Genomic DNA, 21,857 nt, shown 5'->3' with positions numbered 1-21,857 from the left:
AGCCAGCTCCCACAGGGGAAACGCGTTCCAAATGTGGGAGCTGGCTTGCCTGCGATAGCGGTATTACAGGCCCGGCGCAATCACCTGACACAACCGCCCCACCGCCTCCACCATCTGCCCACTCGGCCGCTCAAGCCCTTTATCCGGCACCAGCCGCACCCGCCCAGCCATCGCCGGCCAGACCTTCCAGGCGTCCTTCTGCACCTGATCCCCTACCAGAATCATCTGCGGGTCACGCTGCAACACCGACTCAACACTCACCTGCGGCGCCGGCAGCTTGAGGTCATCGAACACATTGCGCGCGCCGCACACGCTCAACGCATCGCTGATGATCTGCCCACCGCCCACGGTATACAGCGGCTGGTTCCACACCTGGTAAAACACGCGCAAGGGCTCGGCGCGCTGATAGCGCTGACGCAACTCGGCCAGGCGCTGGTGCAGTTGTGCGGCCAATTGTCGACCCGCCTCAGCACGCCCTAATTGGTCGGCGATGGCCTGGACCTGGGTAGTCAGTTGCTCAAGGCTATGGGGTTCGGCGACGTACACCGGGATATTCAGGCGTTGCAGCTGTTCGCGCTGGGCCGGGCCGACGCTGCCGGGCCAGAGCAGGATCAGATCCGGCTTGAGGCTGAGCAGGCGTTCCATGTCCAACTGACCGTAATGCCCCACTGAGGGCACGCTGGCCAAGGCCGCAGGCCGATCGCCGCCGTCGAGCACGCCCACCAGCAGGTCGGCAGCGCCCAGTTCAACCACGATTTCAGAAAGAGACGGCGCCAAGCTGATGACACGCTCGGCCGCCAGCATCGGCGCACTCAACACCAGCAGCAGAAGCGCCAGCCCGTAGCGCCTCATCCCAGCTGACGTGGAATGCGATAGAGGTAGAACAGCACCAGCGTCGACAGGGCCAACAGAAACAGCGGCACCGCTTCCAGGCCGACAAACACCGCCAACGCGCCGATCCACGCGGGAATGGCGGCAATCAGCAAGGCTGCACGCCGACGAGCCGCCAGGGTGATCCAGGCGGCTGGTTCGTCGGGGGTGTCGAGGGCTTTGGAGGTGGCGATCAGTGCGTGTTTATAGCCATGGAAATACCGCAGGCTCAGAAACATAGAGGCCACGCCGGCAATGAAAAACGGCATGGCCAATACGGGAAGCAATGATTCAGCCTGGCCAAACACCAGGTTGATCACAAACAGCGGGAGCAGCGCCAGGGCCAGGTACTGCCACCAATTGAAGGACAGTCGCCGTTTCACCTGGCCACGGGTCACGCGCGGTCGACCTCGCCCTGATGCTCGTTGCCCATCATGTGGTCGAGCTTGCTGGCCTTGGTGGCCAGGTACAGTTTGTTGTGCGGGTTGTGCCCGGTGTGCAGTGGCACGCGCTCGGCCACGGTGATGCCCATGTCGGTCAAGGCTTTGACCTTGCGCGGGTTGTTGGTCATCAGGCGCAGGGATTTGACGCCCAGGTGCTCCAGCATCGGCAGGCAGATCGCGTAGTCGCGCTGGTCAGCGGCAAACCCCAGGCGCTCGTTGGCTTCAACGGTGTCGGCGCCGCCGTCTTGCAACTCGTAGGCACGGATCTTGTTCATCAGGCCGATACCGCGGCCTTCCTGGCGCAGGTAAAGCAGAACGCCACGGCCTTCGCGGGCGATGGCGCGCATCGCGGCTTCCAGTTGCGAACCGCAATCGCAGCGCTGGCTGAACAGCGCGTCACCGGTCAGGCATTCGGAATGCACACGACCCAGCACCGGCGCGCCGTCAGCGATGTCGCCCAGGCTGAGCACAACGTGCTCGCGGCCGGTGGCTTCTTCGAGAAAGCCGTTCATGGTGAACGTGGCAAAAGGGGTAGGCAGCTTGGAAGCGGCGACGAAAACGACGGGCACCGTGTGCTCCTGATTTCAGTTTTTACGATGGCGGCCATTGTAACAGCAGGTTCCTACAGACGCTTAAGCTGAATTATCGCTGATAAAGATCAATCGGTTCGATTGGCCTTCATCCCGGTTCTATGCCCATCAGAACGGATAGGGCTGTTTCCAGCGCTCGAAAATCGGTTTCAACTCACCGTTTTTCACCAGCGCCGCCATGCGCTGGTCATACACGGCCATCAACGCCCGGCCGCGTTCGTTATCAGCAAACCCCACGTACAGCGGCAGTTCGGCGATGTGGGTGAGTTTGAATTGCGCGGGGTCGTCGGCCTGGCCGAGCACGTACTGGGCTTCGCTGAGGGCGTCGATGTAAAAGTCTGCGCGGGCGTGCTGCAGCATCGGCAGGATGCCGTCACGGCGTTCGATCTGGTTGAAGCGGTGCACGTTGGGCAAGTACTCCTCGTACTTGTAGCCGCGCACCCAGGCCAGGCGGTAATTGCCCAGCGTGGCCACGCTGGGCGTCGGCGCAGTGGCCAGCCCGAGGGCGTAGATGTGGTCGGAGTCGAAGTTCCAGTGAGGGTACAGCACGCCAGTCGCTTCATCACGGTAGGAACCGACCCAACCATCCACTTCGCCGCGCTGGGCCAGGCCGACCGAACGGGTATAGGGCACGCTGCGGGTTTGCAGGGTGATCCCAGCGGGCTCGAACACCTGGCGCAACACATCCCACGCCAGACCGCTGCCGTCTTTGTTGGTGTAGTCGTTCCACTCTTCGCTGGCCAGCATGATCTTGCCAGGTACCGGGGCCTCGTCCGCGCGCACAAGTGTCGCGACCGAGCACAGCACAATCAGCAGCCAACGGCGCACATCCATGGTGACAACCTCCTACACCTTGAGAACCGTATAGAGGGTAGCGCAGCTCGCCGAATCAGGGCGTCTCGCTGAAGTGTTGATAGCCGCGGACGGCCGGGGTGATGTCCTGCCCTTGGGCATCGAGCAGTGTCACGCCCTGCCCCGCCTCGACACGGCCGATCACATGCACCGGCCAACCGCTCGCCAACAAGGGCGCCAGCTCGGCTGGCGGCAGGGTGAACGCCAGCACGTAATCATCCCCGCCGCTCAGCGCGGCCACGCGGGCGGCCTCATCCCCGAAAAACGCCAGCAAGGCCTGGGACAACGGCAAGGCCTGGCGCTCGATCAACAGGCGGGCAGCCGACGCCTTGGCGATATGCCCGCAATCGGCCAACAGCCCGTCGGAGATGTCCATCGCAGACGTCGCCTTGCCCCGCAGCGCCAGCCCCAGGGCCAGCTGCGGCTGCGGTGACCAGTAATGGGCCAGCAACGGCTCGGCGACGGCGGCGTCAGCGACGCGCTGGCCCAGGACCAGCGGCAAGGCGCCGGCCGCATTGCCCAGCTCACCGCCGACACACAGCAGGTCACCGGGTTTTGCACCGCTGCGCGTCAGCGCCTGCCCGGCCGGCACACGGCCGAACACGGTCAGGGTCAGGCTCAACGGCCCGCGCGTGGTGTCGCCGCCCACCAAGCCCACACCGCAGCTTTGCGCCATGGCGTTCAACCCCTGGGCATAGCGTTGCAGCCAATCGGCATCGACCGTCGGCGTGGTAAGGGCAAGAGTAAATGCAAGAGGGTGCGCGCCCATGGCGGCCAAGTCGCTCACCGCCACGGCCAACGAGCGCTGGCCAAGCAGGAACGGATCACAGGGGTCGGCAAAGTGCACGCCGGCCACCAAAGTATCCGTGGAAATTGCCAACTGCTCCCCGGCGGGGAGCGCCAGCAAGGCGCAGTCATCGCCGATCCCCAACGCAATGCCTTCGCCGCCTTGCGCACAGGGCGCGGCGGCGAAGTAGTTGCGGATCAGCTCAAACTCACCCATTCAGGATTCAAGCGCTTAGCGCTTGTACGCCTTCACTTCGGCTTCACGCAGGCGCGGGGCCAGCTTGTCGAGCACGCCGTTGACGAACTTGTGGCCGTCGGTCGAACCGTAGACTTTCGCCAGTTCGATGCCTTCGTTGATCACCACGCGGTACGGCACGTCGACGCGATACAGCAGTTCCCAGGCCGACAGGCGCATCACGCACAGCTCAACCGGGTCCAGCTCTTCGATGGTCAGGTCCAGGCAAGGTGCCAGGGCCGTGTCGATCTCGGTCAGGTGGGCATGCACACCGTGCAGGATGTCGTGGAAGTACGGCAGGTCGGCAAAGGTGAAATCGTTGTCGACGCGAAACTGTGCTTCGATCTCGTTCAACGAAGCGCCGGCCAGGTGACGCTGGTACAGCGCCTGGGTCGCCAATTGACGAGCAGCGCGACGCTTCTCGTTCTTGGACGGCTTGCCAGCATCGGCTGGGCGTGGCTCGCGCGGGTTGAAACGATCGCTCTCGTCGGAAATCACTTGGCCTCCAACTGCGACAGCAGGCTGACCATTTCCAGGGCGGACAGGGCAGCTTCAGCGCCTTTGTTACCGGCCTTGGTGCCGGAACGTTCGATGGCTTGCTCGATGGAATCAACGGTCAGTACGCCGAACGCAACCGGCACGCCGAACTCCATGGACACCTGGGCCAGGCCCTTGGTGCACTCGCCCGCCACGTATTCGAAGTGCGGGGTACCGCCACGAATGACCGCGCCCAGGGCGATGATTGCCGCGTATTCACCCTGTTGAGCAACTTTTTGCGCAACCAGTGGAATTTCGAAGGCGCCAGGGGCACGGATCAGGGTGATGTCGCTTTCGCTCACACCGTGGCGAACCAGGGCGTCCACGGCACCGCTTACCAGGCTTTCAACAACGAAGCTGTTGAAGCGGCCAACCACCAGGGCGTAGCGGCCTTTGGGGGCGATGAAGGTACCTTCGATGGTCTTCAGGGTCATTCGACAAATCTCTTAAAGAGCAGGGACGCGAAAAGTGCGTCCCTCAGTGATGTGTTAACCGCGAACAAGGGGCAAAAATCGCCGGCCTTTATTCGGAGGGCACGTATTCTACTACTTCCAGATCGAAACCGGATATCGCATTAAATTTCATTGGCGCACTCATCAGGCGCATTTTGCGCACGCCGAGGTCACGCAGGATCTGCGAACCGGCACCGACGATGCTGTAGGTGGTCGGCGTCTTGACCTGGGTGTGCTCGGCGGTTTCACGGATATGCGCCAGCAGCACATCACCATCCACCGGGTTGCCCAACAGCAGCACCACACCGCTGCCCGCCTCGGAAACCGCGGCCATGGCGGCTCGCAGGCTCCAACGGCCCGGTTGCTTGACCATCAACAGGTCGCGCAAGGGGTCCATGTTGTGTACCCGCACCAGGGTCGGCTCTTCGGCGCAAATGGTGCCCAGGGTCAGGGCCATGTGCACGTCGCCTTCCACTGAATCACGGTAGGTCACCAAATTGAATTGGCCCAGTTCGCTGTCCAGCGGCTGCTCGGCAATCCGCTGAACGGTACGTTCGTGGATCATGCGGTAGTGGATCAGGTCGGCAATGGTGCCGATCTTGATGTCGTGTTCGGCGGCAAAGGCTTCGAGTTCAGCGCGACGGGCCATGGTGCCGTCGTCGTTCATCACTTCGCAGATCACGCCGCTTGGCTCGAACCCGGCCATGCGCGCGAGGTCGCAGGCAGCTTCGGTGTGGCCGGCACGGGCCAGGGTGCCGCCCGGCTGGGCCATCAGCGGGAAGATGTGGCCAGGGCTGACAATGTCTTCGGCCTTGGCGTCCTTGGCGGCAGCGGCTTGCACGGTGCGCGCGCGGTCAGCCGCAGAAATACCGGTGGTGACGCCGGTGGTCGCTTCGATAGACACGGTGAACTTGGTGCCAAAACCCGACCCGTTGCGCGGCGCCATCAATGGCAGCTTCAGCAACTCGCAGCGCTCGCGGCTCATGGGCATGCAGATCAGCCCACGGGCGTGCTTGGCCATGAAGTTGATGTGCTCAGGCTTGCAGGCCTCGGCGGCCATGATGATGTCGCCTTCGTTCTCGCGGTCTTCGTCATCCATCAGGATGACCATCTTGCCTTGGCGGATGTCTTCAACCAGTTCTTCGATGCTATTGAGCGCCACGTGGCACCCCCTTGGTCAGGATTTCAGGTAGCCGTTAGCGGCCAGAAAACTTTCAGTGATGTTACCGGCAGTAGGCTCTGCGGCCTTTTCGCCCAGCAACAGGCGCTCCAGGTAACGGGCCAGCAAGTCCACTTCCAGGTTCACCCGGCGACCCGGCTGGTAAGACGCCATGATGGTTTCGCTGAGGGTGTGGGGAATGATGGTCAGTTCAAATTCGGCGCCGTTCACGGCGTTCACGGTGAGGCTGGTGCCGTCGACGGTGATCGAGCCTTTGTGGGCGATGTACTTGGCCAGTTCTTTGGGTGCGCGAATGCGAAATTCCACGGCACGTGCATTTTCGCTGCGGGAGACCACTTCGCCGACGCCGTCGACATGGCCGCTGACCAGGTGGCCGCCCAGGCGGGTGGTCGGGGTCAGGGCTTTTTCCAGGTTGACCGGGCTGCCGGCCTTGAGGTCGTTCATCGCGGTGCAGTCCAGGGTTTCCCGGCTGACGTCGGCGGCGAAACCGTTGCCTGGCAGTTCGATAACGGTGAGGCACACGCCGCTGACGGCGATGCTGTCGCCCAGCTTGACGTCACCCAGGTCCAGCTTGCCGGTTTCAACCAGCAGGCGAACGTCGCCGCCTTTGGGGGTCATGGCGCGGATGCTGCCGATGGATTCGATGATGCCGGTGAACATGGCCTTCTCCTGGAATACGGTACGGGGCGCTTGAGCGCCCGGTCAGAATTATACGCTCGCTGCTGGCACAGGGATGGCAGTGACTCGCCAGTCGTCGCCTACAGCGCGCATTTGCGTGATCTTGAGTTGGGGGGCGTCCGCCAGTTTCTCAAGCGGCCAGTCGAGCAGAGGCCGGGCGGCGGAGCCGAGGAACTTGCCGGCGACGAATATCACGTACTCGTCCACCAGGCCTTGCTGGGCAAACGCGCCCGCCAGGCTCGGGCCGGCCTCCACCAGCACCTCGTTGACGCCACGGGCGGCCAACGCCACCAGGGCCGAGCGCAGGTCAACCTGGCCATCCACGCCCGGCACTACCAGGCACTCGGGACCACGGGGGAACTGGTTTTCCGGGGTTACGCAAGTAATGACCAATGCCGGGCCAGCCTTGAAGAACGGCGCGTTGAGCGGCACGCGCAGGCGGCCATCGATCAACACGCGCAGCGGCGGACGCGACATGGCCAGGGCGGTGGTTGCTTCATCCAGGCCCAGCTCGGCGGCGCGCACGGTCAGACGTGCACCGTCGGCCAGCACGGTGTCGGCGCCGGTCAGCACCACGCTGGCCTCGGCGCGCAGGCGTTGCACCGCTGCGCGGGCGTCGGGGCCGGTGATCCATTGGCTTTCGCCGCTGGCCATCGCGGTGCGCCCGTCCAGGCTCATCGCCAGCTTGACCCGCACAAACGGCAAGCCGTGTTCCATGCGTTTGAGGAAACCCGGGTTCAGTGCACGGGCTTCCTGCTCCAGCACGCCGCTGCGGGTCTCGATGCCCGCCTGGGCCAGACGCTGCATGCCGCGCCCCGCCACTTCCGGGTTGGGGTCCTGCATGCCGGCGACCACGCGCGCCACACCCGCACTCACCAGCGCGTCGGCGCAGGGCGGCGTGCGGCCGTGGTGGCTGCACGGCTCAAGGGTCACGTACACCGTCGCACCGCGCGCCTTGTCGCCAGCGGCGCGCAGGGCATTGGGTTCGGCATGGGGCTCGCCGGTGCGCTCATGCCAGCCTTCGCCGACAATTTGCCCATCCCGCACAATCACGCAGCCCACCCGAGGGTTGGGATGGGTGGTGTACAGGCCTTTGCGGGCCAGTTCCAGGGCGCGGGCCATGTAATGGGCGTCGAGGACAGCTTGTTCAGCGCTAGGCGAATTCATTCTTTGGCAGGCTCACGGGCCAGGCGGTCGATCTCTTCGCGGAACTCGTTGAGGTCCTGGAAGCGTCGATACACCGAGGCGAAACGGATGTAGGCAACTTCGTCGAGCTTTTGCAGCTCGCCCATCACCAGTTCTCCAACCACCAGGCTCTTGACCTCGCGCTCGCCGGTCGCACGCAGTTTGTGCTTGATGTGCACCAGCGCCGCTTCCAGGCGCTCGACACTCACCGGGCGTTTTTCCAGGGCGCGCTGCATACCGGCACGCAGTTTTTCTTCGTCGAAAGGTTGGCGGCTGCCGTCGGACTTGATCAGACGAGGCAACACCAGCTCGGCGGTTTCGAAGGTGGTGAAACGCTCACCGCAGGCCAGGCATTCGCGCCGGCGACGCACTTGATCGCCCTCGGCGACCAGACGCGAGTCAATGACCTTGGTGTCGTTGGCACCGCAGAAGGGACAGTGCATGGTTGGCAGGCAACAAAAAAAGGGAGGGCCATGGTAGCGCATCCCTGTGGCAAGACAAGCCATAGCCTTTACGGTATATAGGCTGGCTTATATGTTTCTTTGTGTTCAAGTCACGGATTTTGCCCTTTCTGGAGCCGTACATGCAGTTACGACCACTTGTTTTGCTCGCCCTGTTCAGTGTCCTGGTCGCCTGCAGCAGCGAAGCCCCCAAGCCAACCACCCCTCAACCGACGCCCGCCCAGGAGAAAAAAGTCCCGGGCATTGAAGACCTCGGCCCGTTGCCGGCGTATCAGCGTGAAATCAACGGCACCCTCAATGGCGTGCCTGCCGGTGCCGAAGTCGAACTGGCGCTGCTGGTGATCGATGACCGCTCGCGCCCGCAACAACTGCTCGCCAGCAGCGTGCTGACCGGCAACGGCAAGCCCCTGGCCTTCCGCTTGCGCTTCAACCCTGAAGCCTTCCCGGCCGGTGCCCGCGTTGAACTGCGTGGCCGCGCCAGCCAGTCCGGCCAGTTGATCCTGCACCTGCCTGCGGTGCGCATCACCCAGGCGATCACCCAGAGCACCGGCCCTCTGCAACTCGTCCCGGCACCATGACGCCACCGCTGGGCCTGCAACGTGCGCTCAGTGAGCTGATCGGCGACGCTCACTTGGTGCCCTGCCCGCTGCCGGGCACCGAGCTGTCGTTGTGGCTGCTGGACGCCGACAACATGGACCGCGCCTTCAGCCCCGAAGAAACCCGGCGCATCCTGCATGAACCGCCCTACTGGAGCTTTTGCTGGGCCAGTGGTTTGGCGCTGGCGAGGTATTTGGCGGCGAATCCTGAGTGGGTTGCCGGCAAGCGCGTGCTGGATTTCGGCGCGGGGTCTGGCGTGGCGGGGATTGCCGCCGTCAAAGCCGGCGCGCTGGAAGTGGTGGCCTGCGACCTGGACCCATTGGCGCTGGCATCCTGCCGGGCGAATGCCGAGCTTAACGGTGTGGCGTTGGATTACTCGGACGATTTTTTCGCCGAGGCTGACCGCTTCGATTTGATCCTGGTGGCTGACGTGCTCTACGACCGGGCTAACCTGCCGCTGCTGGATCAGTTTCTCACTCGCGGCCGAGAGGCGCTGGTGGCGGATTCACGGGTGCGGGACTTTCAGCACCCGGATTATCGGCGGCTGGAGATCCTGGACGCGCTGACGCTGCCGGATCTGGCTGAGCCTTGGGAGTTTCGCAAGGTGAGCCTGTACCATTCGCGCCGTGCTTGAAAGCACCTGTAGTGAGCGGGCTTGCCCCGCGCAGCGTTGTGTCAGGTTAGCCTGAGGCGCCTGGTCGATTGCGGCGCGGGGCAAGCCCGCTCACTACATTTCCCTGGCGCTTCCGATAGCCCTCGCCAGCCCTTATAGTTGCCCCCATTCCCGCTTTATTCGAGACGCCCCATGAGTGAGCCCACGCCGTACATCTTCGATGTCACCACCGCTACCTTCGATCAGGCGGTGATCGAGAACTCGTTCCACAAACCTGTGCTGGTGGACTTCTGGGCCGAGTGGTGCGCGCCGTGCAAGGCGTTGATGCCGTTGCTGGCGCAGATTGCCGAGAGTTATCAAGGCGAGTTGTTGCTGGCCAAGGTCGATTGCGAGGCCGAGCAGGACATCGTTGCGCGCTTCGGTATTCGCAGCCTGCCGACGGTGGTGCTGTTCAAGGATGGCCAGCCGGTGGACGGGTTTGCCGGTGCGCAACCGGAATCGGCGGTGCGGGCGATGCTGGAGCCCCATGTACAGATGCCACCACCGGCAGCAGCGGACCCGCTGGAGCAAGCCCAGGCACTGTTTGCCGATGGCCGCATCAGCGATGCCGAAGCCGTGCTGGTGGCCTTGCTGGGTGAGGACAACACCAACGCCGGCGCATTGATCCTTTACGCACGCTGCCTCGCCGAACGCGGTGAACTGGGCGAAGCCCAGACCGTGTTGGACGCCGTGAAGAGCGACGATCACAAAGCCGCCCTCGCCGGCGCCAAGGCGCAGATCACGTTCCTGCGCCAGGCGGCCGACCTGCCAGACGCCGCCGACTTGAAAAGCCGCCTGGCGCAAAACCCGCAAGACGACGAAGCAGCCTATCAACTGAGCATCCAGCAACTGGCTCGCCAGCAGTACGACGCGGCGCTGGAAGGCCTGCTCAAGCTGTTCATCCGCAACCGCAGCTACAGCGAAGGCTTGCCGCACAAGACCTTGCTGCAGGTGTTCGAACTGCTGGGCAATGATCACCCGTTGGTGACCGTGTACCGCCGCAAGCTGTTTGCCGCGTTGTACTAATCGCCGACCCAGCTGTACAGCGGCGTGTCTGCGCCGCTGGCCACTTTCACGTTTGAACTGTGGCGCAGGCGCACCAGCAGGCGTTTGCCTGAGGCGGCATCGCCGGCCAAGCCTTCCAACTGATCCAGTAACTCCAGGCCGCTAAGCTGCCCGGCGTTGCGCAACAGGTCCTGGGCGTTCTGCCACAAGTCGTCATTCCTCTTGACCGGTGCGGCTGCCGTTGCGGCGGGTACGGGGCCCGCCTGCAATTGCGCGCCCAGGCGTGCCCAATCGCTTTCGTCCAGCTCCAGGGTCAAGTCCACCGGCCAGTCGCCGACGGTTCCACGAATTCGCAACATCGTCCTTCCTCCTGCAGTTTTCTGACAGGCATGCTCCCACGCGGCTTGCGCAACGCCAAGCGGGCGGTCAAACTCTGGCACTATTGTTATAAGATCACATAACAAAACTTTCATGTTCTGGAGCCTTCTCATGCGCCGTCTGTTGCTCGCTTTGCCGTTTGCCCTACTGCCACTGGCTATCGCCCACGCCGCTGACGAACATGAACACGAGCACGGCAGCCTTGGCGCCCACGAACACGGCGTCGGCCGCCTGAATGCCGTGCTCGATGGCCAGGCCCTGGAGCTTGAACTGGACAGCCCGGCGATGAACCTGGTGGGCTTCGAACACCTGGCCACCACCCCGGCCGACAAAGCCAAGGTCGCTGCCGCGCGTAAACAACTGGAAAACCCGCTCGCCCTGTTCAACCTACCCAAGGGCGCCGGTTGCGTGGTCAGCACCCAGGAGCTCAACAGCCCGCTGTTCGGCGACAAGCCGGAAGCCGACCATGACGACGATGATGATGACCACGACCACGACGCCAAAGACGGCGCCCACGAGCATCATCACGATCACAGCGAAATCCACGCCCACTACCAATTCACGTGCGCCACGCCGACTGCGCTGAGCAACCTCGACCTGACCCAGGTGTTCAAGACCTTCCCTGCCACCCAGAAAATTCAGGTACAACTGATCGGCCCAAGCGGCCAGCAAGGTGTGCAAGCCACGGCACAGGCCGCTACCCTGAAATTCTGATGTAAGCCTGTAGGAGCCGGCTTGCCGGCGATGGCATCACCACGGTGTGCCTGATGCACCGCAGCGATGCCATCGCAGGCAAGCCAGCTCCCACAGGGGTCCAACCCAGCCAGCAGGCGAATTTGATTTCACATGACTCAAGCACTGATCGAACTGTCCGACCTGGCCTTCAACTGGCCCGGTCACCCACAGTTGCTGGACATCCCCGCGTTCCGCCTGGAAGCCGGGGAAACCCTGTTTCTCAAAGGCCCCAGCGGCAGTGGAAAAACCACGTTGCTGGGCCTGCTCGGTGGCGTGCAAAAACCTACGCGGGGCAGCATCCGCCTGCTCGGCCAACAGCTGACCGAGCTGTCGGCCGGCGCCCGCGACCGCTTTCGCGTCGACCACACCGGCTACATCTTCCAACAGTTCAACCTGCTGCCGTTTCTGTCGGTGCGTGAAAACGTCGAGTTGCCGTGCCACTTTTCCAAGCTGCGAGCACAACGGGCGAAGCAGCGTCACGGCAGTGTCGACAAAGCTGCCGCCGCCTTGCTCGCGCACCTGGGGTTGAAAGACAAGGACCTGCTGGAGCGCCGCGCCGACTCGCTGTCCATCGGCCAGCAGCAACGGGTGGCCGCCGCCCGCGCGTTGATCGGCCAGCCGGAACTGGTGATCGCCGACGAGCCCACCTCGGCCCTGGACTACGACGCCCGCGAAGCCTTCCTGCAATTGTTGTTCGCCGAATGCCGCGAAGCCGGCGCCAGCCTGTTGTTCGTCAGCCACGACCAGAGCCTGGCCTCGCTGTTCGACCGTAACCTGTCGCTGGCCGAACTCAATCGCGCCGCCACGCCCGCAGAGGTTTGAGATGTATCTGTTCCGTCTAGCCATGGCCAGCCTGGCTAACCGCCGCTTTACCGCGATCCTCACCGCGTTCGCCATCGCGCTGTCAGTCTGTTTGCTGCTTGCCGTGGAGCGTGTGCGCACCGAGGCACGCAACAGTTTTGCCAGCACCATCAGCGGCACCGACCTGATCGTCGGCGCGCGCTCCGGCTCCGTGAACCTGCTGCTGTACTCGGTGTTTCGTATCGGCAACGCCACCAACAACATTCGCTGGGACAGCTTCGAGCATTTCGCCGCCAGCCCCCAGGTGAAATGGGCGATCCCGATTTCCCTCGGTGACTCCCACCGCGGCTACCGCGTGATGGGCACCAACGAGTCCTACTTCGAGCATTACCAATACGGCCGCAAGCAAAACCTCGAACTGGCCAGCGGCCGCGCCTTCGCTACCGACCCCTTCGAGGTGGTGCTCGGCGCCGAAGTGGCCGACGCGCTGCACTATAAACTCGGCGACAAGCTGGTGCTGGCCCACGGTGTCGCGGTGGTCAGCCTAGTGAAACACGACGACAAGCCTTTCACCGTGGTCGGCATCCTCAAGCGCACCGGCACGCCGGTGGACCGCACGCTGCACATCAGCCTCGGCGGCATGGAAGCCATCCATATCGATTGGCACAACGGCGTGCCGGCCCAGGGCAAAGGCCGCATCAGTGCCGACCAGGCCCGCAACATGGACCTCACGCCGCAAGCTATCACCGCGTTCATGCTCGGGCTGAACAACAAGATTTCCACCTTCGCCCTGCAACGGGAAATCAATGAATTCCGTGGCGAGCCGATGCTGGCGATCTTGCCGGGCGTGGCGCTGCAAGAGCTGTGGAGCATGATGGGCACCGCCGAAAAAGCGCTGTTCGTGATCTCGCTGTTCGTGGTGCTGACCGGCCTGATCGGCATGCTCACGGCGATCCTCACCAGCCTCAACGAACGCCGCCGCGAGATGGCGATTTTGCGTTCGGTGGGCGCCCGCCCGTGGCACATCGCGACGTTGCTGATCTTTGAAGCGTTCGCCCTGGCCCTGTCCGGCGTGGTCGCAGGCGTGGGGCTTTTGTACGTGTGCATCGCCGCCTCACGTGGCTACCTGCAGGCCAACTACGGCCTGGACCTGCCGATGTCGTGGCCCAGCGAATATGAATGGACGCTGCTCGCCGGTATCCTGGCTGCCGCGCTGTTGATGGGCGCCGTGCCCGCGTGGCGTGCCTACCGACAATCCCTGGCCGACGGCCTGTCCATACGTTTATGAGGAAGGCTTCGATGCGTCGTGCGCTGTTTGCGTTGCTGTTGCTGGTGGGCGTGCCTGCCTGGGCTGATGAGCAGCCCAAGGACCTGTCGTGGCAGGAGATGATCCCGCCGGACGCGCCGCCGGAAATCCCCAACATGAAACCGTTGCACGACCTGTCGAACATGGCCGATGCGTTGTCCGTCGAGTCGGCGCCAGCGGCCAAGCAGGACTTGCCCAACGCGCCGGTGGTGCAGAGCCTCGACGGCCAGCACATCCGCCTGCCGGGCTATATCGTGCCGCTGGAAGTCAGTGAAGAAGGCCGCACCACCGAGTTCCTGCTGGTGCCGTATTTCGGCGCGTGCATCCATGTGCCGCCACCGCCGTCGAACCAGATCGTGCATGTCAAAAGCGAAGTCGGGGTGAAACTCGATGAGCTGTACCAGCCGTATTGGATCGAGGGTTCGATGCAGGTCAAGCCATCCACCAGCGAGCTGGCGGACGCCGGTTACCAGATGGATGCCGAGAAGATTTACATCTACGAACTGCCGGAATAGCGCTGATCGCCCTTTCATTGAGCTGAGTCAAAAGATCGAGTGGAACGATCTTTACCATTGGACGTACAACTTTTAAACGTCCTTTTGGAGCTCCCATGAACAAGTCCCTGCTCGGCGCGTCCCTCTTCGCGCTCGCCCTCATCGCCCCTGCCGCACACGCTCACGAAGCGGGCGACATTCTGATTCGTGCCGGTGCAATCACCGTGAATCCGAAGGCCGACAGCGGTCACGTGAAGGTTGACCAGGGTCCATTGGCGGGCGCCAACCTGGGCGGCAAGGCGACCATGAGCAGCGACACTCAGCTGGGTTTGAACTTCGCCTACATGCTGACCAACCACGTGGGTATCGAGCTGCTGGCCGCCACCCCGTTCGAGCATGACGTGAAGATCAAGAACACCGCCCTCGGCGCCGCCAACGGCAAGCTCGGCACCCTGAAACACCTGCCGCCGACCCTGAGCGTCGTGTACTACCCACTGGACAACAAGTCGGCCTTCCAGCCGTACGTGGGCGCCGGTATCAACTACACCTGGATCTACGACGAACACGTCGGCAGCCGTGCGCAGAGCGCAGGCTTCAGCAACTTCAAGGCTGAGAACTCCTGGGGCTGGGCCGCGCAGATCGGCGCCGACTACATGATCAACGACAAGTGGATGATCAACGCCCAGGCGCGTTACATCGACATCAGCACCAAGGCGACGGTGGACAACAACGCACTGGGCCAAGGCACTCGCGCCAAAGTGAACGTGGACGTCGACCCGATGGTTTACATGGTGGGTATCGGCTACAAGTTCTGATGCTCTAACCAACAGCACAAAACCAATGTGGGAGCGGGCTTGTGTGGGAGCTGGCTTGCCTGCGATAGCATCACCCTGGTCTGCCTGACAGACCGAGGTGCTTGTATCGCGGGCAAGTCGAGGCGTCGAACCGCCAGCTCCCACACAAGCCCGCTCCCACATTGGGGTCTATGTTTCTTCAGCTGTGGCGGTAGAAACGATCCAGCAACGCCGGCAACCCCGCACGCCACGCCCGTGGCTTGATACCGAAGGTGTGCAGGATCTTCTTGCACGCCAGCACCGCGTGTTGCGGCTCATCGGCTGCGTCCGGCCGGGCCGCGTGGGCCTGGGCGGTGGGTGACTCGATGGCCAGCGGGTGATAGCTGCGCGCTTCGGTAAGAATCGCCTGGCCCAGCGCCAGCGGTGTAGTCGCTTCATGGCCGGCGTAGTGGTAAGTGCCCCACAACGGCGCCGCACAATCGAGCTGCTTGAGCACCGAGATGATCACCCGTGCGGCATCGTCCACCGGCGTCGGGTTGCCGCGACGGTCATCCGCCATCAACAACTCATCCGGCTTCTCGGCCCGGGCCAGGAAGCGCCCGAGGGTGCCGTCCACGCTGTCATCGAGCAACCAGCCAAAGCGCAGCAGCACGTGCTGCGGGCAGGTGGCGCGCACGCTCTGCTCGATGCGCCACAGCGCCTGGCCACGCAGACCCAGGGGTACTGGCTCGTCTTTCTCGCTGTAGGCGGTGGCACGGGAGCCATCGAACACGCGGTAGCTGGACGGTTGCACCAGGGTGATGTTGTGGTGCTGGCACAGCTCGGCCAGGCGCTCGATGGCGAATTCCTGGGCGGCCAAGCGGGTTTCGCTGACCGCTTCGGCCTGGAACCAGTCGAAGTAGTAGGCGAGGTTGATCAACGCATCGGGACGGGTGTCGTCGAGCAGTTGGGTGAGACTCGCGGCATCCCAGCCGTCTTGGGGCGGTTTAGGAGCGAGGAAACCGATGTCTTCCTCTGCACCGAGGCGAATCAGCGCCTGCCCGAGGGCATTCCCGCCGCCCAGTAACATAAGGCGCATTCGCATAGATTGAGCAGGCCCGGTCTGTTGGAACGATGGTTATCTAGGTATTTGTAAGAATCGTTGCATTTTGCGGGTTTGTCGCGCAACCGTCACGGATAAAGTGTGGGGTTGCAACTTGTTGTATCGGGCGGGGTAGCAGGCGGTGCTGGAGAGGTGGATCAGGCATTGAGCCTGATGGTGTTATCACCGGCCTCATAGCAGGCAAGCCAGCTCCCACAGGTGAACAGGTTCACACAGCCCAAACTGTGGGAGCCGGGCTTGCCCGCGATGAGGCCAGGTCAGTCAATCTCAATCATTGAGTACGCGGCTGCTCGGTCAGCACCACCGACGCCGGCACCTCTTCACCCTGATCATCCACCTGTGGCCCGCGCTTGGGTAAAAAAACCTGCTGTGGATAAGTCTGCGCGAACTGCACCTCGGCGCAGTTATCCACAAGCTTTTTCAAGCGCTGGTTAAACGCGCGGCTCACTGCGTATTGGCCACCCGACACGGTGCGGAACTGCGCCGTGAGCACCACGCCGTTGAGGTCCATCTTGTCCACACCAAACACTTCCAGCGGCCCTTGCAGGTTGTACTTGAGGAACACGTCGTCGCGGATCGATTGCCCGGCCTCGCGGATCAGCTCCACCGCCTTGTCCACGTCGGTGTCGTAGGTGAACTGCACCGAGAAGAACGCATAGGCAAACTGCCGGGACTGATTGGTGACCGCCTTGATCTGCCCAAACGGCACCGAGTGCACAAACCCCTTGCCATCGCGCAGGCGCAGGGTGCGGATGGTCAGGCCTTCGACAGTGCCGGCATGCCCGGAGTCGAGCACCACCCAGTCGCCGATGGACAGCGTGTCTTCGATGATGATGAACAGACCGGTGATCACATCTTGCACCAGTTGCTGCGAACCGAAACCAATGGCCAGGCCCACCACGCCGGCACCCGCCAGCAACGGCGCGACGTTGATGCCGAGGTTGGCCATGGTGGTGATCGCGCAGATCACCACCAGGATGATCTTCACCGCATTGCGCACCAGCGGCAGGATGGTTTTTACCCGTGTGCTCGGCTGGCGGTTGGAGCGTTTATTCACCGGTGGTTTCAGCGCTTCCTGGATCGCGGTGTCGAGCACCACCCAGAACAGCCAGGTCATCAGCAGGATCAGGCCGATGCTGCTCAGCGAGTCGCTGATCGCCCGGCCCACCGAATTGCGCTGGGCGAATTCAAACAGCGACACGCCCCAGATCCGCCCGAGAATCTCGATAAAGGCGATGGCCATGACGATGCGCAGGATCGCGTGCAACAGGCTGAGAAAACGCTCCTTGTAGGCACTGCTGCGCTGGATCGCCACCTGGCTGCGGGACTTGAACAGGTGTTGCAGCACAGTGCTCAAAAATACCGTGCCGATCAGCAGGATCGTGGTGAACAGCGCGCAGCGCAGCGCCTTCTGGTTATCGTCGCCGGCCCCGATCAGGTTGATCGCCGAGACCAGCACCATCAACAGGATCGGCCAGTACCAGAGCCCGGAAAACACCCGCAACGATTGTTGCAGCGCCGGGTGTTTGAGGCGTTGGGCCAGCGGCCGGTTGCGGATCAGATGCGCCACCGGGCGGCGCAGGCGCACCACCAGCACACCGAAGATCACCGCCGCAAACAGGCCGGTGAACACCGCAATGCTGCTGGTGATATTACCGCCGAGCTGGCGGGCGATCTGCGGGCTGGTCAAGGCGTCACTGAGTGCAGCGAGAAAGCCGATCAGGAACAGTGGTTTGGGGCAGTAGCTACGGATGATCCGCACGGCCGGGCGTTTATGGCCGACGTTGAACATGACGATGACGCACAGCAGCATCGAGGTGGAAAAAATGCCACTGCTGGTGGCGTAGGCAAAGCATAGCGCCAGCGCGCGGCCCACGGACGTGGGTAAAAAGTGACTGACGTAGAGCGTCAGCGGCAGGCAAATCAGCGCAGGAAGCGTATAGGGCACCACATACCCGAGCACCGCTTGCAGGCGCCCGCGCCGTTCGACAAACGGCCGCCGGCTCAAGCGCTGCACGATGAAACGCCCGAGCAACGCCAGCACGGCGAAGGCGCCGATCCACACCCCGGAGAGCAACAAGAAGTCCCCGGCCACGCTCCAGGGCGAGCGTTCGGCGGTCTGGTCGACCAGGCGCCCCACTTCGTCTGCCGCACGGTCGGCACGCAGTCGCCAGGCGTCCACGAGGTTCTGGTTGAGGTCGAGCTTGTCTTGCACATCGTCGATGCTGGAACTGATGGCGCCGAGCAAACCGCCTTCGACCAGCAGCTCCGGTTTGGCAGGTGCGGCCGACGTCGGTGTAGGGGTTGCGGCTTGCAGTGCGCCGTTGCCACACAGCAGCAGCGCGCCGAGGAGTAATGCAGCTCTTAAATTCAGCAAAACACCGGGCTCCTTCAACAGGGTCTGTAAGGAACTGACGGGATTGAGCCTTGATCGTTCCCCACTTTCGTCATCTTGGGCGTAGGGTTGACCACTGAATCAGTCACCACACAGATCCCGTGTGGGAGCGGGCTTGCTCGCGAATGCGGTGGTTCAGTTGATGAATCTATTGACTGACACCCAGCTTTCGCGAGCAAGCCCGCTCCCACATTGGATTTATGCCGCCTGTAAGAACCTGGAAACTTTCCGTCAAAAACCGCAGTCAGCCATAAACGAGGGCCAGGCCCTCACGGTTTTTTCAGGAGCAACCATGGCTGCGAATCCCGACTGGATGCCCACCACACCCAGCATCGCCATCACGCGCTTCACGGTGCTGACGGTCAATATCCACAAGGGCTTCACCGCCCTGAACCGACGCTTCATCCTGCCCGAGCTGCGTGAAGCGGTGCGCAGTGTGGGCGCTGACATGGTGTTCCTGCAGGAAATCCACGGCACCCACGAACGCCACCCCCAGCGCTACAGCGACTGGCCGAACATGCCTCAGTATGAGTTCCTCGCCGACAGCATCTGGCCGCAGTTCGCCTATGGGCGCAACGCGGTCTACCCCCATGGCGACCACGGGAACGCGCTGCTGTCGAAATTCCAGATCGTGCGCTATGACAACCTCGACATTTCCCAGAGCGGCCACGAAAACCGTGGCCTGCTGCATTGCGTACTGCGCTTGCCGGGCACCGGCCAGGAGGTGCATGCGATCTGCATTCACCTGGGCCTGCGCGAGGTGCATCGCCAGCAACAACTGCGCTTGCTGGAACAGCGCATCGGGGAGATCCCGGCCGACGCGCCGCTGGTCGTCGCCGGCGATTTCAACGACTGGCGCCAGCGGGCCGACCTCAGCCAAAGCGGCCTGCGGGAAGTGTTTATCGAGGCTCACGGCAAATTGCCGCGCACTTTCCCCGCGCGCCTGCCGCTGCTGCCCCTGGACCGCATTTATGTGCGCAACGTGAAGGTGCATAACCCCCGGGTGCTGACCACTCGGCCCTGGTCTCACCTGTCCGATCATGTGCCGTTGTCGGTGGAGATCGAGCTATGAACGTTGCCGTCGAACACATCGCCACCGACCAACCACCGGACGAAGCCAAGGCCCGCGATCTGGATTACGGCTGGCAGAGCGGCAACCGCGTCGAGTTGCTGGAGAATGGCGAGGCATACTTCCCCAAGGTGTTCGACGCTATGCGCGGGGCCCAGCGCGAGATCCTGCTGGAGACCTTCATTCTGTTCGAAGACAAGGTCGGCGTTGAGCTGCAAGGCATCCTGATCGACGCGGCGCAGCGTGGGGTCAAGGTGGTGATGAGCCTTGACGGCTTTGGCTGCGGCGAGCTGAGCCCGACCTTTCTGGGTGAGCTGGCGGAAGCCGGGGTAACGGTGCAGATGTTCGATCCGGCGTCCAAGACCTTGGGTGTTCGCACCAACTGGTTTCGCCGCCTGCACCGCAAGATCGTGGTGGTGGATGCCAGCGTGGGGTTTATCGGCGGGATCAATTTTTCGGCCGATCACCTGGGCGATTTCGGCCCCGAGGCCAAGCAGGATTACGCGGTGCAAGTGACCGGCCCGGCCGTGGCCGACCTGCACCATTTTGCCTTGGCGCAAAGTGGTCGCCAGGTGCGCACGCGACGCGGTTGGCGACGGCGCCAGCAACGGCCATCGCCGTGGGCCACCGACAACAGCGACGGCCTGGTACGCCTGATCTACCGAGACAACGTGCAGCACCGCGATGACATCGAAGAGGCCTACATCCACGCCTTGAGCAAGGCGCAAACGCGCGTGGTCATCGCCAACGCCTACTTCTTCCCCGGTTACCGCCTGCTGCGGGAGATCCGCAACGCGGCGCGCCGTGGCGTGCAGGTGCAACTGATCATGCAGGGTCAGCCGGATGTGCTGTTGGCCAAGCTCGCGGCGCGCATGCTCTACGACTACTTGCTCAAGGACGGCGTGGTGATTCACGAATATTGCCAGCGCCCTCTGCACGGCAAAGTCGCGCTGGTGGACGACGAATGGAGCACCGTGGGTTCCAGCAACCTGGACCCGCTCAGCCTGTCGCTGAATCTGGAAGCCAACGTGCTGATTCGCGACCGTGCGTTCAATCAACACCTGTATGAACGCCTGGAAACACTCGCGAAAAATCATTGCCAGACCATGCCGGAAAACCGCACGCCGCGCCTGTGGCTCTGGCGGTTGACCGTGGGTTTCCTGGTGTTTCATGTGATGCGCCACTTCCCGGCATTGACCGGTTGGCTGCCGGCGCACAAACCACGCTTGAAACCCGTCGGGAGCCAGGCCCATGAGCAGTGAATCCAGGTTCAAGCGCTGGAAGAAACCCCTGACCCTGGTGTTCTTCCTGCTGCTGATCGTGCTGTTCACCCTGCTCGCCCGGCGCATCGACTGGAGCGAAGTGGTGCAGACCCTGGGCGACTTCAAGCTGCGCACGTTGCTGATAGCAGGCGCCTTGACGCTGTGCAGTTTCCTTGTGTACGCCAGCTTCGACCTGATTGGCCGCACCTACATCCGCCAGCCCCTGGGCTGGAAGCAGATCCTGCCGGTGGGGGTCATCAGCTATGCGTTCAACCTCAACCTGAGCGCGTGGGTAGGCGGCATCGCCATGCGCTATCGGCTGTATTCGCGGCTGGGGGTGAGCACCGGCAATATCGCCAAAATCCTCGGCCTGAGCCTGGCGACCAACTGGTTTGGCTACATGGCGTTGGCCGGGGTGGTATTCAGTAGCGGGCTGGTGACCATGCCCCCAGGCTGGAAGGTCAGCACCGTTGCGTTGCAGGGCATTGGTGCATTGTTGGTGTTGGCGAGCCTGGGTTATCTGGCGGCGTGCCAGTTTTCAAAGAAGCGCGCATGGTCGATTCGCGGCATGGAAATCAACCTGCCATCGGTGCGCATGGCCTGCCTGCAACTGGCGCTGGGCGCGCTGAACTGGTCGCTGATGGCGGCGGTGATTTTCACCCTGTTGCCGGCCAAGCTGGATTATCCGTTGGTGCTGGGCGTGCTGTTGATCAGTGCGATTGCCGGGGTGATCACGCATATTCCGGCCGGGCTGGGCGTGCTGGAGGCGGTGTTTATCGGGCTGTTGCAGCATGAGGCGTCACGGGGGAGTTTGCTGGCGGGGTTGATTGCCTACCGGGCGATCTACTTTATTTTGCCGTTGCTGATCACGCTGGTGATGTACCTGGTGGTGGAGGCCAAGGCCAAGGCGTTGCGGGTGAAGAAGGCACCGGCTTGAAAGGGTGTTGACGGGTTAATCGCCATCGCAGGCAAGCCAGCTCCCACAGTTGAAAGTATTC

The 21,857-nt window shown here is 62.9% G+C and carries 25 protein-coding genes; 11 read left to right on the top strand and 14 right to left on the bottom strand.

The annotated features are described in order from the left end of the window. Positions 1-63: 63 nt before the first annotated feature. The 11 genes from HX803_RS24810 to nrdR all read right to left on the bottom strand — a co-directional run bounded on the left by HX803_RS24810 (position 64) and on the right by nrdR (position 8,251). Positions 64-852, bottom strand: coding sequence for a cobalamin-binding protein (locus tag HX803_RS24810; protein ID WP_178924286.1), 789 nt, complete (start codon positions 850-852; stop codon positions 64-66). Beyond that, positions 849-1,268 carry an MFS transporter gene (locus HX803_RS24805; protein ID WP_178924284.1) on the bottom strand — a complete coding sequence of 140 codons (420 nt, stop codon included), beginning with the start codon at positions 1,266-1,268 and terminating at the stop codon, positions 849-851. Before HX803_RS24805 ends, HX803_RS24810 begins: the two co-directional genes overlap by 4 nt. Further along, positions 1,265-1,882 (bottom strand): GTP cyclohydrolase II, encoded by a 618-nt coding sequence (ribA, locus tag HX803_RS24800; RefSeq protein ID WP_095013680.1) that lies wholly within the window; start codon positions 1,880-1,882, stop codon positions 1,265-1,267. The genes HX803_RS24805 and ribA overlap by 4 nt, the downstream gene beginning before the upstream one ends. 129 nt (positions 1,883-2,011) lie before the next feature. Beyond that, entirely contained in the window at positions 2,012-2,737 is a 726-nt protein-coding gene (locus tag HX803_RS24795) for an ABC transporter substrate-binding protein (RefSeq protein WP_178924282.1), read from the bottom strand. Between the two features lie 55 nt (positions 2,738-2,792). Next, the gene (gene thiL / locus HX803_RS24790) at positions 2,793-3,758 is read right to left on the bottom strand and encodes a thiamine-phosphate kinase (RefSeq protein ID WP_178924280.1); all 966 of its coding nucleotides are present in this window, start codon (positions 3,756-3,758) and stop codon (positions 2,793-2,795) included. A 15-nt stretch (positions 3,759-3,773) separates the two neighbouring features. After that, positions 3,774-4,274 (bottom strand): transcription antitermination factor NusB, encoded by a 501-nt coding sequence (nusB, locus tag HX803_RS24785; protein ID WP_178924278.1) that lies wholly within the window; start codon positions 4,272-4,274, stop codon positions 3,774-3,776. Continuing rightward, positions 4,271-4,747: a 6,7-dimethyl-8-ribityllumazine synthase gene (gene ribE / locus HX803_RS24780; RefSeq protein WP_003194576.1), complete on the bottom strand. Its 477-nt coding sequence runs from the start codon at positions 4,745-4,747 to the stop codon at positions 4,271-4,273. The genes nusB and ribE overlap by 4 nt, the downstream gene beginning before the upstream one ends. Positions 4,748-4,835: 88 nt before the next feature. Continuing rightward, positions 4,836-5,927 (bottom strand): bifunctional 3,4-dihydroxy-2-butanone-4-phosphate synthase/GTP cyclohydrolase II, encoded by a 1,092-nt coding sequence (ribBA, locus tag HX803_RS24775; protein WP_176999278.1) that lies wholly within the window; start codon positions 5,925-5,927, stop codon positions 4,836-4,838. Between the two features lie 15 nt (positions 5,928-5,942). Further along, positions 5,943-6,605, bottom strand: a complete 663-nt coding sequence (locus HX803_RS24770) for a riboflavin synthase (RefSeq protein WP_016973956.1) — start codon at positions 6,603-6,605, stop codon at positions 5,943-5,945. Positions 6,606-6,653: 48 nt separating this feature from the next. After that, the gene (gene ribD / locus HX803_RS24765) at positions 6,654-7,790 is read right to left on the bottom strand and encodes a bifunctional diaminohydroxyphosphoribosylaminopyrimidine deaminase/5-amino-6-(5-phosphoribosylamino)uracil reductase RibD (RefSeq protein ID WP_178924277.1); all 1,137 of its coding nucleotides are present in this window, start codon (positions 7,788-7,790) and stop codon (positions 6,654-6,656) included. Continuing rightward, a complete protein-coding gene (gene nrdR, locus HX803_RS24760; RefSeq protein ID WP_010206843.1) occupies positions 7,787-8,251 on the bottom strand; it encodes a transcriptional regulator NrdR in 465 nt (154 codons plus the stop codon). Before nrdR ends, ribD begins: the two co-directional genes overlap by 4 nt. Before the next feature lie 140 nt (positions 8,252-8,391). On the opposite strand from nrdR, the gene HX803_RS24755 reads away from it, so the two are divergent. The 3 genes from HX803_RS24755 to trxA all read left to right on the top strand — a co-directional run bounded on the left by HX803_RS24755 (position 8,392) and on the right by trxA (position 10,544). Next, positions 8,392-8,847, top strand: coding sequence for a YbaY family lipoprotein (locus HX803_RS24755; RefSeq protein ID WP_178924275.1), 456 nt, complete (start codon positions 8,392-8,394; stop codon positions 8,845-8,847). Continuing rightward, positions 8,844-9,500, top strand: coding sequence for a methyltransferase (locus HX803_RS24750; protein ID WP_178924273.1), 657 nt, complete (start codon positions 8,844-8,846; stop codon positions 9,498-9,500). The genes HX803_RS24755 and HX803_RS24750 overlap by 4 nt, the downstream gene beginning before the upstream one ends. A gap of 171 nt (positions 9,501-9,671) precedes the next feature. After that, a complete protein-coding gene (trxA, locus tag HX803_RS24745; protein ID WP_178924271.1) occupies positions 9,672-10,544 on the top strand; it encodes a thioredoxin in 873 nt (290 codons plus the stop codon). Here the strand turns inward: trxA and HX803_RS24740 are convergent. Continuing rightward, the gene (locus tag HX803_RS24740) at positions 10,541-10,882 is read right to left on the bottom strand and encodes a hypothetical protein (RefSeq protein ID WP_178924269.1); all 342 of its coding nucleotides are present in this window, start codon (positions 10,880-10,882) and stop codon (positions 10,541-10,543) included. The two genes, trxA and HX803_RS24740, sit on opposite strands and share 4 nt — an antisense overlap. Before the next feature lie 130 nt (positions 10,883-11,012). Between HX803_RS24740 and HX803_RS24735 the strand changes: the two genes are divergently transcribed. The 5 genes from HX803_RS24735 (at position 11,013) to HX803_RS24715 (ending at position 15,052) form a co-directional block, all read left to right on the top strand. Beyond that, positions 11,013-11,615 (top strand): DUF2796 domain-containing protein, encoded by a 603-nt coding sequence (locus HX803_RS24735; protein WP_176999272.1) that lies wholly within the window; start codon positions 11,013-11,015, stop codon positions 11,613-11,615. A 132-nt stretch (positions 11,616-11,747) separates the two neighbouring features. Next, on the top strand, positions 11,748-12,458 hold the full coding sequence (locus HX803_RS24730; protein WP_176999271.1) for an ABC transporter ATP-binding protein: 711 nt from the start codon (positions 11,748-11,750) through the stop codon (positions 12,456-12,458). Position 12,459: 1 nt separating this feature from the next. Then, positions 12,460-13,725 carry an ABC transporter permease gene (locus tag HX803_RS24725; protein WP_178924267.1) on the top strand — a complete coding sequence of 422 codons (1,266 nt, stop codon included), beginning with the start codon at positions 12,460-12,462 and terminating at the stop codon, positions 13,723-13,725. A gap of 11 nt (positions 13,726-13,736) precedes the next feature. Further along, positions 13,737-14,258 carry a DUF3299 domain-containing protein gene (locus HX803_RS24720; RefSeq protein ID WP_178924265.1) on the top strand — a complete coding sequence of 174 codons (522 nt, stop codon included), beginning with the start codon at positions 13,737-13,739 and terminating at the stop codon, positions 14,256-14,258. A 95-nt stretch (positions 14,259-14,353) separates the two neighbouring features. Then, positions 14,354-15,052, top strand: a complete 699-nt coding sequence (locus HX803_RS24715; protein WP_176999268.1) for an OmpW family protein — start codon at positions 14,354-14,356, stop codon at positions 15,050-15,052. Between the two features lie 178 nt (positions 15,053-15,230). Here HX803_RS24715 and HX803_RS24710 read toward each other — a convergent pair whose 3' ends face one another. Then, positions 15,231-16,115, bottom strand: coding sequence for a sugar nucleotide-binding protein (locus HX803_RS24710; RefSeq protein ID WP_176999267.1), 885 nt, complete (start codon positions 16,113-16,115; stop codon positions 15,231-15,233). A 289-nt stretch (positions 16,116-16,404) separates the two neighbouring features. After that, positions 16,405-18,510 carry a mechanosensitive ion channel family protein gene (locus HX803_RS24705; protein WP_178924263.1) on the bottom strand — a complete coding sequence of 702 codons (2,106 nt, stop codon included), beginning with the start codon at positions 18,508-18,510 and terminating at the stop codon, positions 16,405-16,407. 310 nt (positions 18,511-18,820) lie between these two features. Between HX803_RS24705 and HX803_RS24700 the strand changes: the two genes are divergently transcribed. The 3 genes from HX803_RS24700 to HX803_RS24690 are packed head-to-tail and all read left to right on the top strand — an operon-like array spanning position 18,821 to position 21,796. Further along, the gene (locus HX803_RS24700; RefSeq protein ID WP_178924261.1) at positions 18,821-19,600 is read left to right on the top strand and encodes an endonuclease/exonuclease/phosphatase family protein; all 780 of its coding nucleotides are present in this window, start codon (positions 18,821-18,823) and stop codon (positions 19,598-19,600) included. Further along, positions 19,597-20,859 (top strand): cardiolipin synthase ClsB, encoded by a 1,263-nt coding sequence (gene clsB, locus HX803_RS24695; protein WP_178924259.1) that lies wholly within the window; start codon positions 19,597-19,599, stop codon positions 20,857-20,859. Before HX803_RS24700 ends, clsB begins: the two co-directional genes overlap by 4 nt. Next, positions 20,849-21,796: a lysylphosphatidylglycerol synthase domain-containing protein gene (locus HX803_RS24690; protein WP_178924257.1), complete on the top strand. Its 948-nt coding sequence runs from the start codon at positions 20,849-20,851 to the stop codon at positions 21,794-21,796. Before clsB ends, HX803_RS24690 begins: the two co-directional genes overlap by 11 nt. Positions 21,797-21,857 lie beyond the last annotated feature (61 nt).

The sequence above is a fragment of the Pseudomonas sp. P7548 genome, from assembly GCF_013386585.1.
Taxonomy (GTDB): Bacteria; Pseudomonadota; Gammaproteobacteria; order Pseudomonadales; family Pseudomonadaceae; genus Aquipseudomonas.
This window is presented reverse-complemented; position numbering and strand designations above follow the sequence as displayed.

Bases quoted from the DNA above. Each gene is read 5' to 3' on its own strand.
- HX803_RS24810 (WP_178924286.1), bottom strand. From the start codon at position 852: ATGAGGCGCTACGGGCTGGCGCTTCTGCTGCTGGTGTTGAGTGCGCCG.
- HX803_RS24795 (WP_178924282.1), bottom strand. From the start codon at position 2,737: ATGGATGTGCGCCGTTGGCTGCTGATTGTGCTGTGCTCGGTCGCGACA.
- thiL (WP_178924280.1), bottom strand. From the start codon at position 3,758: ATGGGTGAGTTTGAGCTGATCCGCAACTACTTCGCCGCCGCGCCCTGT.
- ribE (WP_003194576.1), bottom strand. From the start codon at position 4,747: ATGACCCTGAAGACCATCGAAGGTACCTTCATCGCCCCCAAAGGCCGC.
- HX803_RS24770 (WP_016973956.1), bottom strand. From the start codon at position 6,605: ATGTTCACCGGCATCATCGAATCCATCGGCAGCATCCGCGCCATGACC.
- ribD (WP_178924277.1), bottom strand. From the start codon at position 7,790: ATGAATTCGCCTAGCGCTGAACAAGCTGTCCTCGACGCCCATTACATG.
- nrdR (WP_010206843.1), bottom strand. From the start codon at position 8,251: ATGCACTGTCCCTTCTGCGGTGCCAACGACACCAAGGTCATTGACTCG.
- HX803_RS24755 (WP_178924275.1), top strand. From the start codon at position 8,392: ATGCAGTTACGACCACTTGTTTTGCTCGCCCTGTTCAGTGTCCTGGTC.
- HX803_RS24750 (WP_178924273.1), top strand. From the start codon at position 8,844: ATGACGCCACCGCTGGGCCTGCAACGTGCGCTCAGTGAGCTGATCGGC.
- trxA (WP_178924271.1), top strand. From the start codon at position 9,672: ATGAGTGAGCCCACGCCGTACATCTTCGATGTCACCACCGCTACCTTC.
- HX803_RS24740 (WP_178924269.1), bottom strand. From the start codon at position 10,882: ATGTTGCGAATTCGTGGAACCGTCGGCGACTGGCCGGTGGACTTGACC.
- HX803_RS24735 (WP_176999272.1), top strand. From the start codon at position 11,013: ATGCGCCGTCTGTTGCTCGCTTTGCCGTTTGCCCTACTGCCACTGGCT.
- HX803_RS24730 (WP_176999271.1), top strand. From the start codon at position 11,748: ATGACTCAAGCACTGATCGAACTGTCCGACCTGGCCTTCAACTGGCCC.
- HX803_RS24725 (WP_178924267.1), top strand. From the start codon at position 12,460: ATGTATCTGTTCCGTCTAGCCATGGCCAGCCTGGCTAACCGCCGCTTT.
- HX803_RS24720 (WP_178924265.1), top strand. From the start codon at position 13,737: ATGCGTCGTGCGCTGTTTGCGTTGCTGTTGCTGGTGGGCGTGCCTGCC.
- HX803_RS24715 (WP_176999268.1), top strand. From the start codon at position 14,354: ATGAACAAGTCCCTGCTCGGCGCGTCCCTCTTCGCGCTCGCCCTCATC.
- HX803_RS24710 (WP_176999267.1), bottom strand. From the start codon at position 16,115: ATGCGAATGCGCCTTATGTTACTGGGCGGCGGGAATGCCCTCGGGCAG.
- HX803_RS24700 (WP_178924261.1), top strand. From the start codon at position 18,821: ATGGCTGCGAATCCCGACTGGATGCCCACCACACCCAGCATCGCCATC.
- clsB (WP_178924259.1), top strand. From the start codon at position 19,597: ATGAACGTTGCCGTCGAACACATCGCCACCGACCAACCACCGGACGAA.
- HX803_RS24690 (WP_178924257.1), top strand. From the start codon at position 20,849: ATGAGCAGTGAATCCAGGTTCAAGCGCTGGAAGAAACCCCTGACCCTG.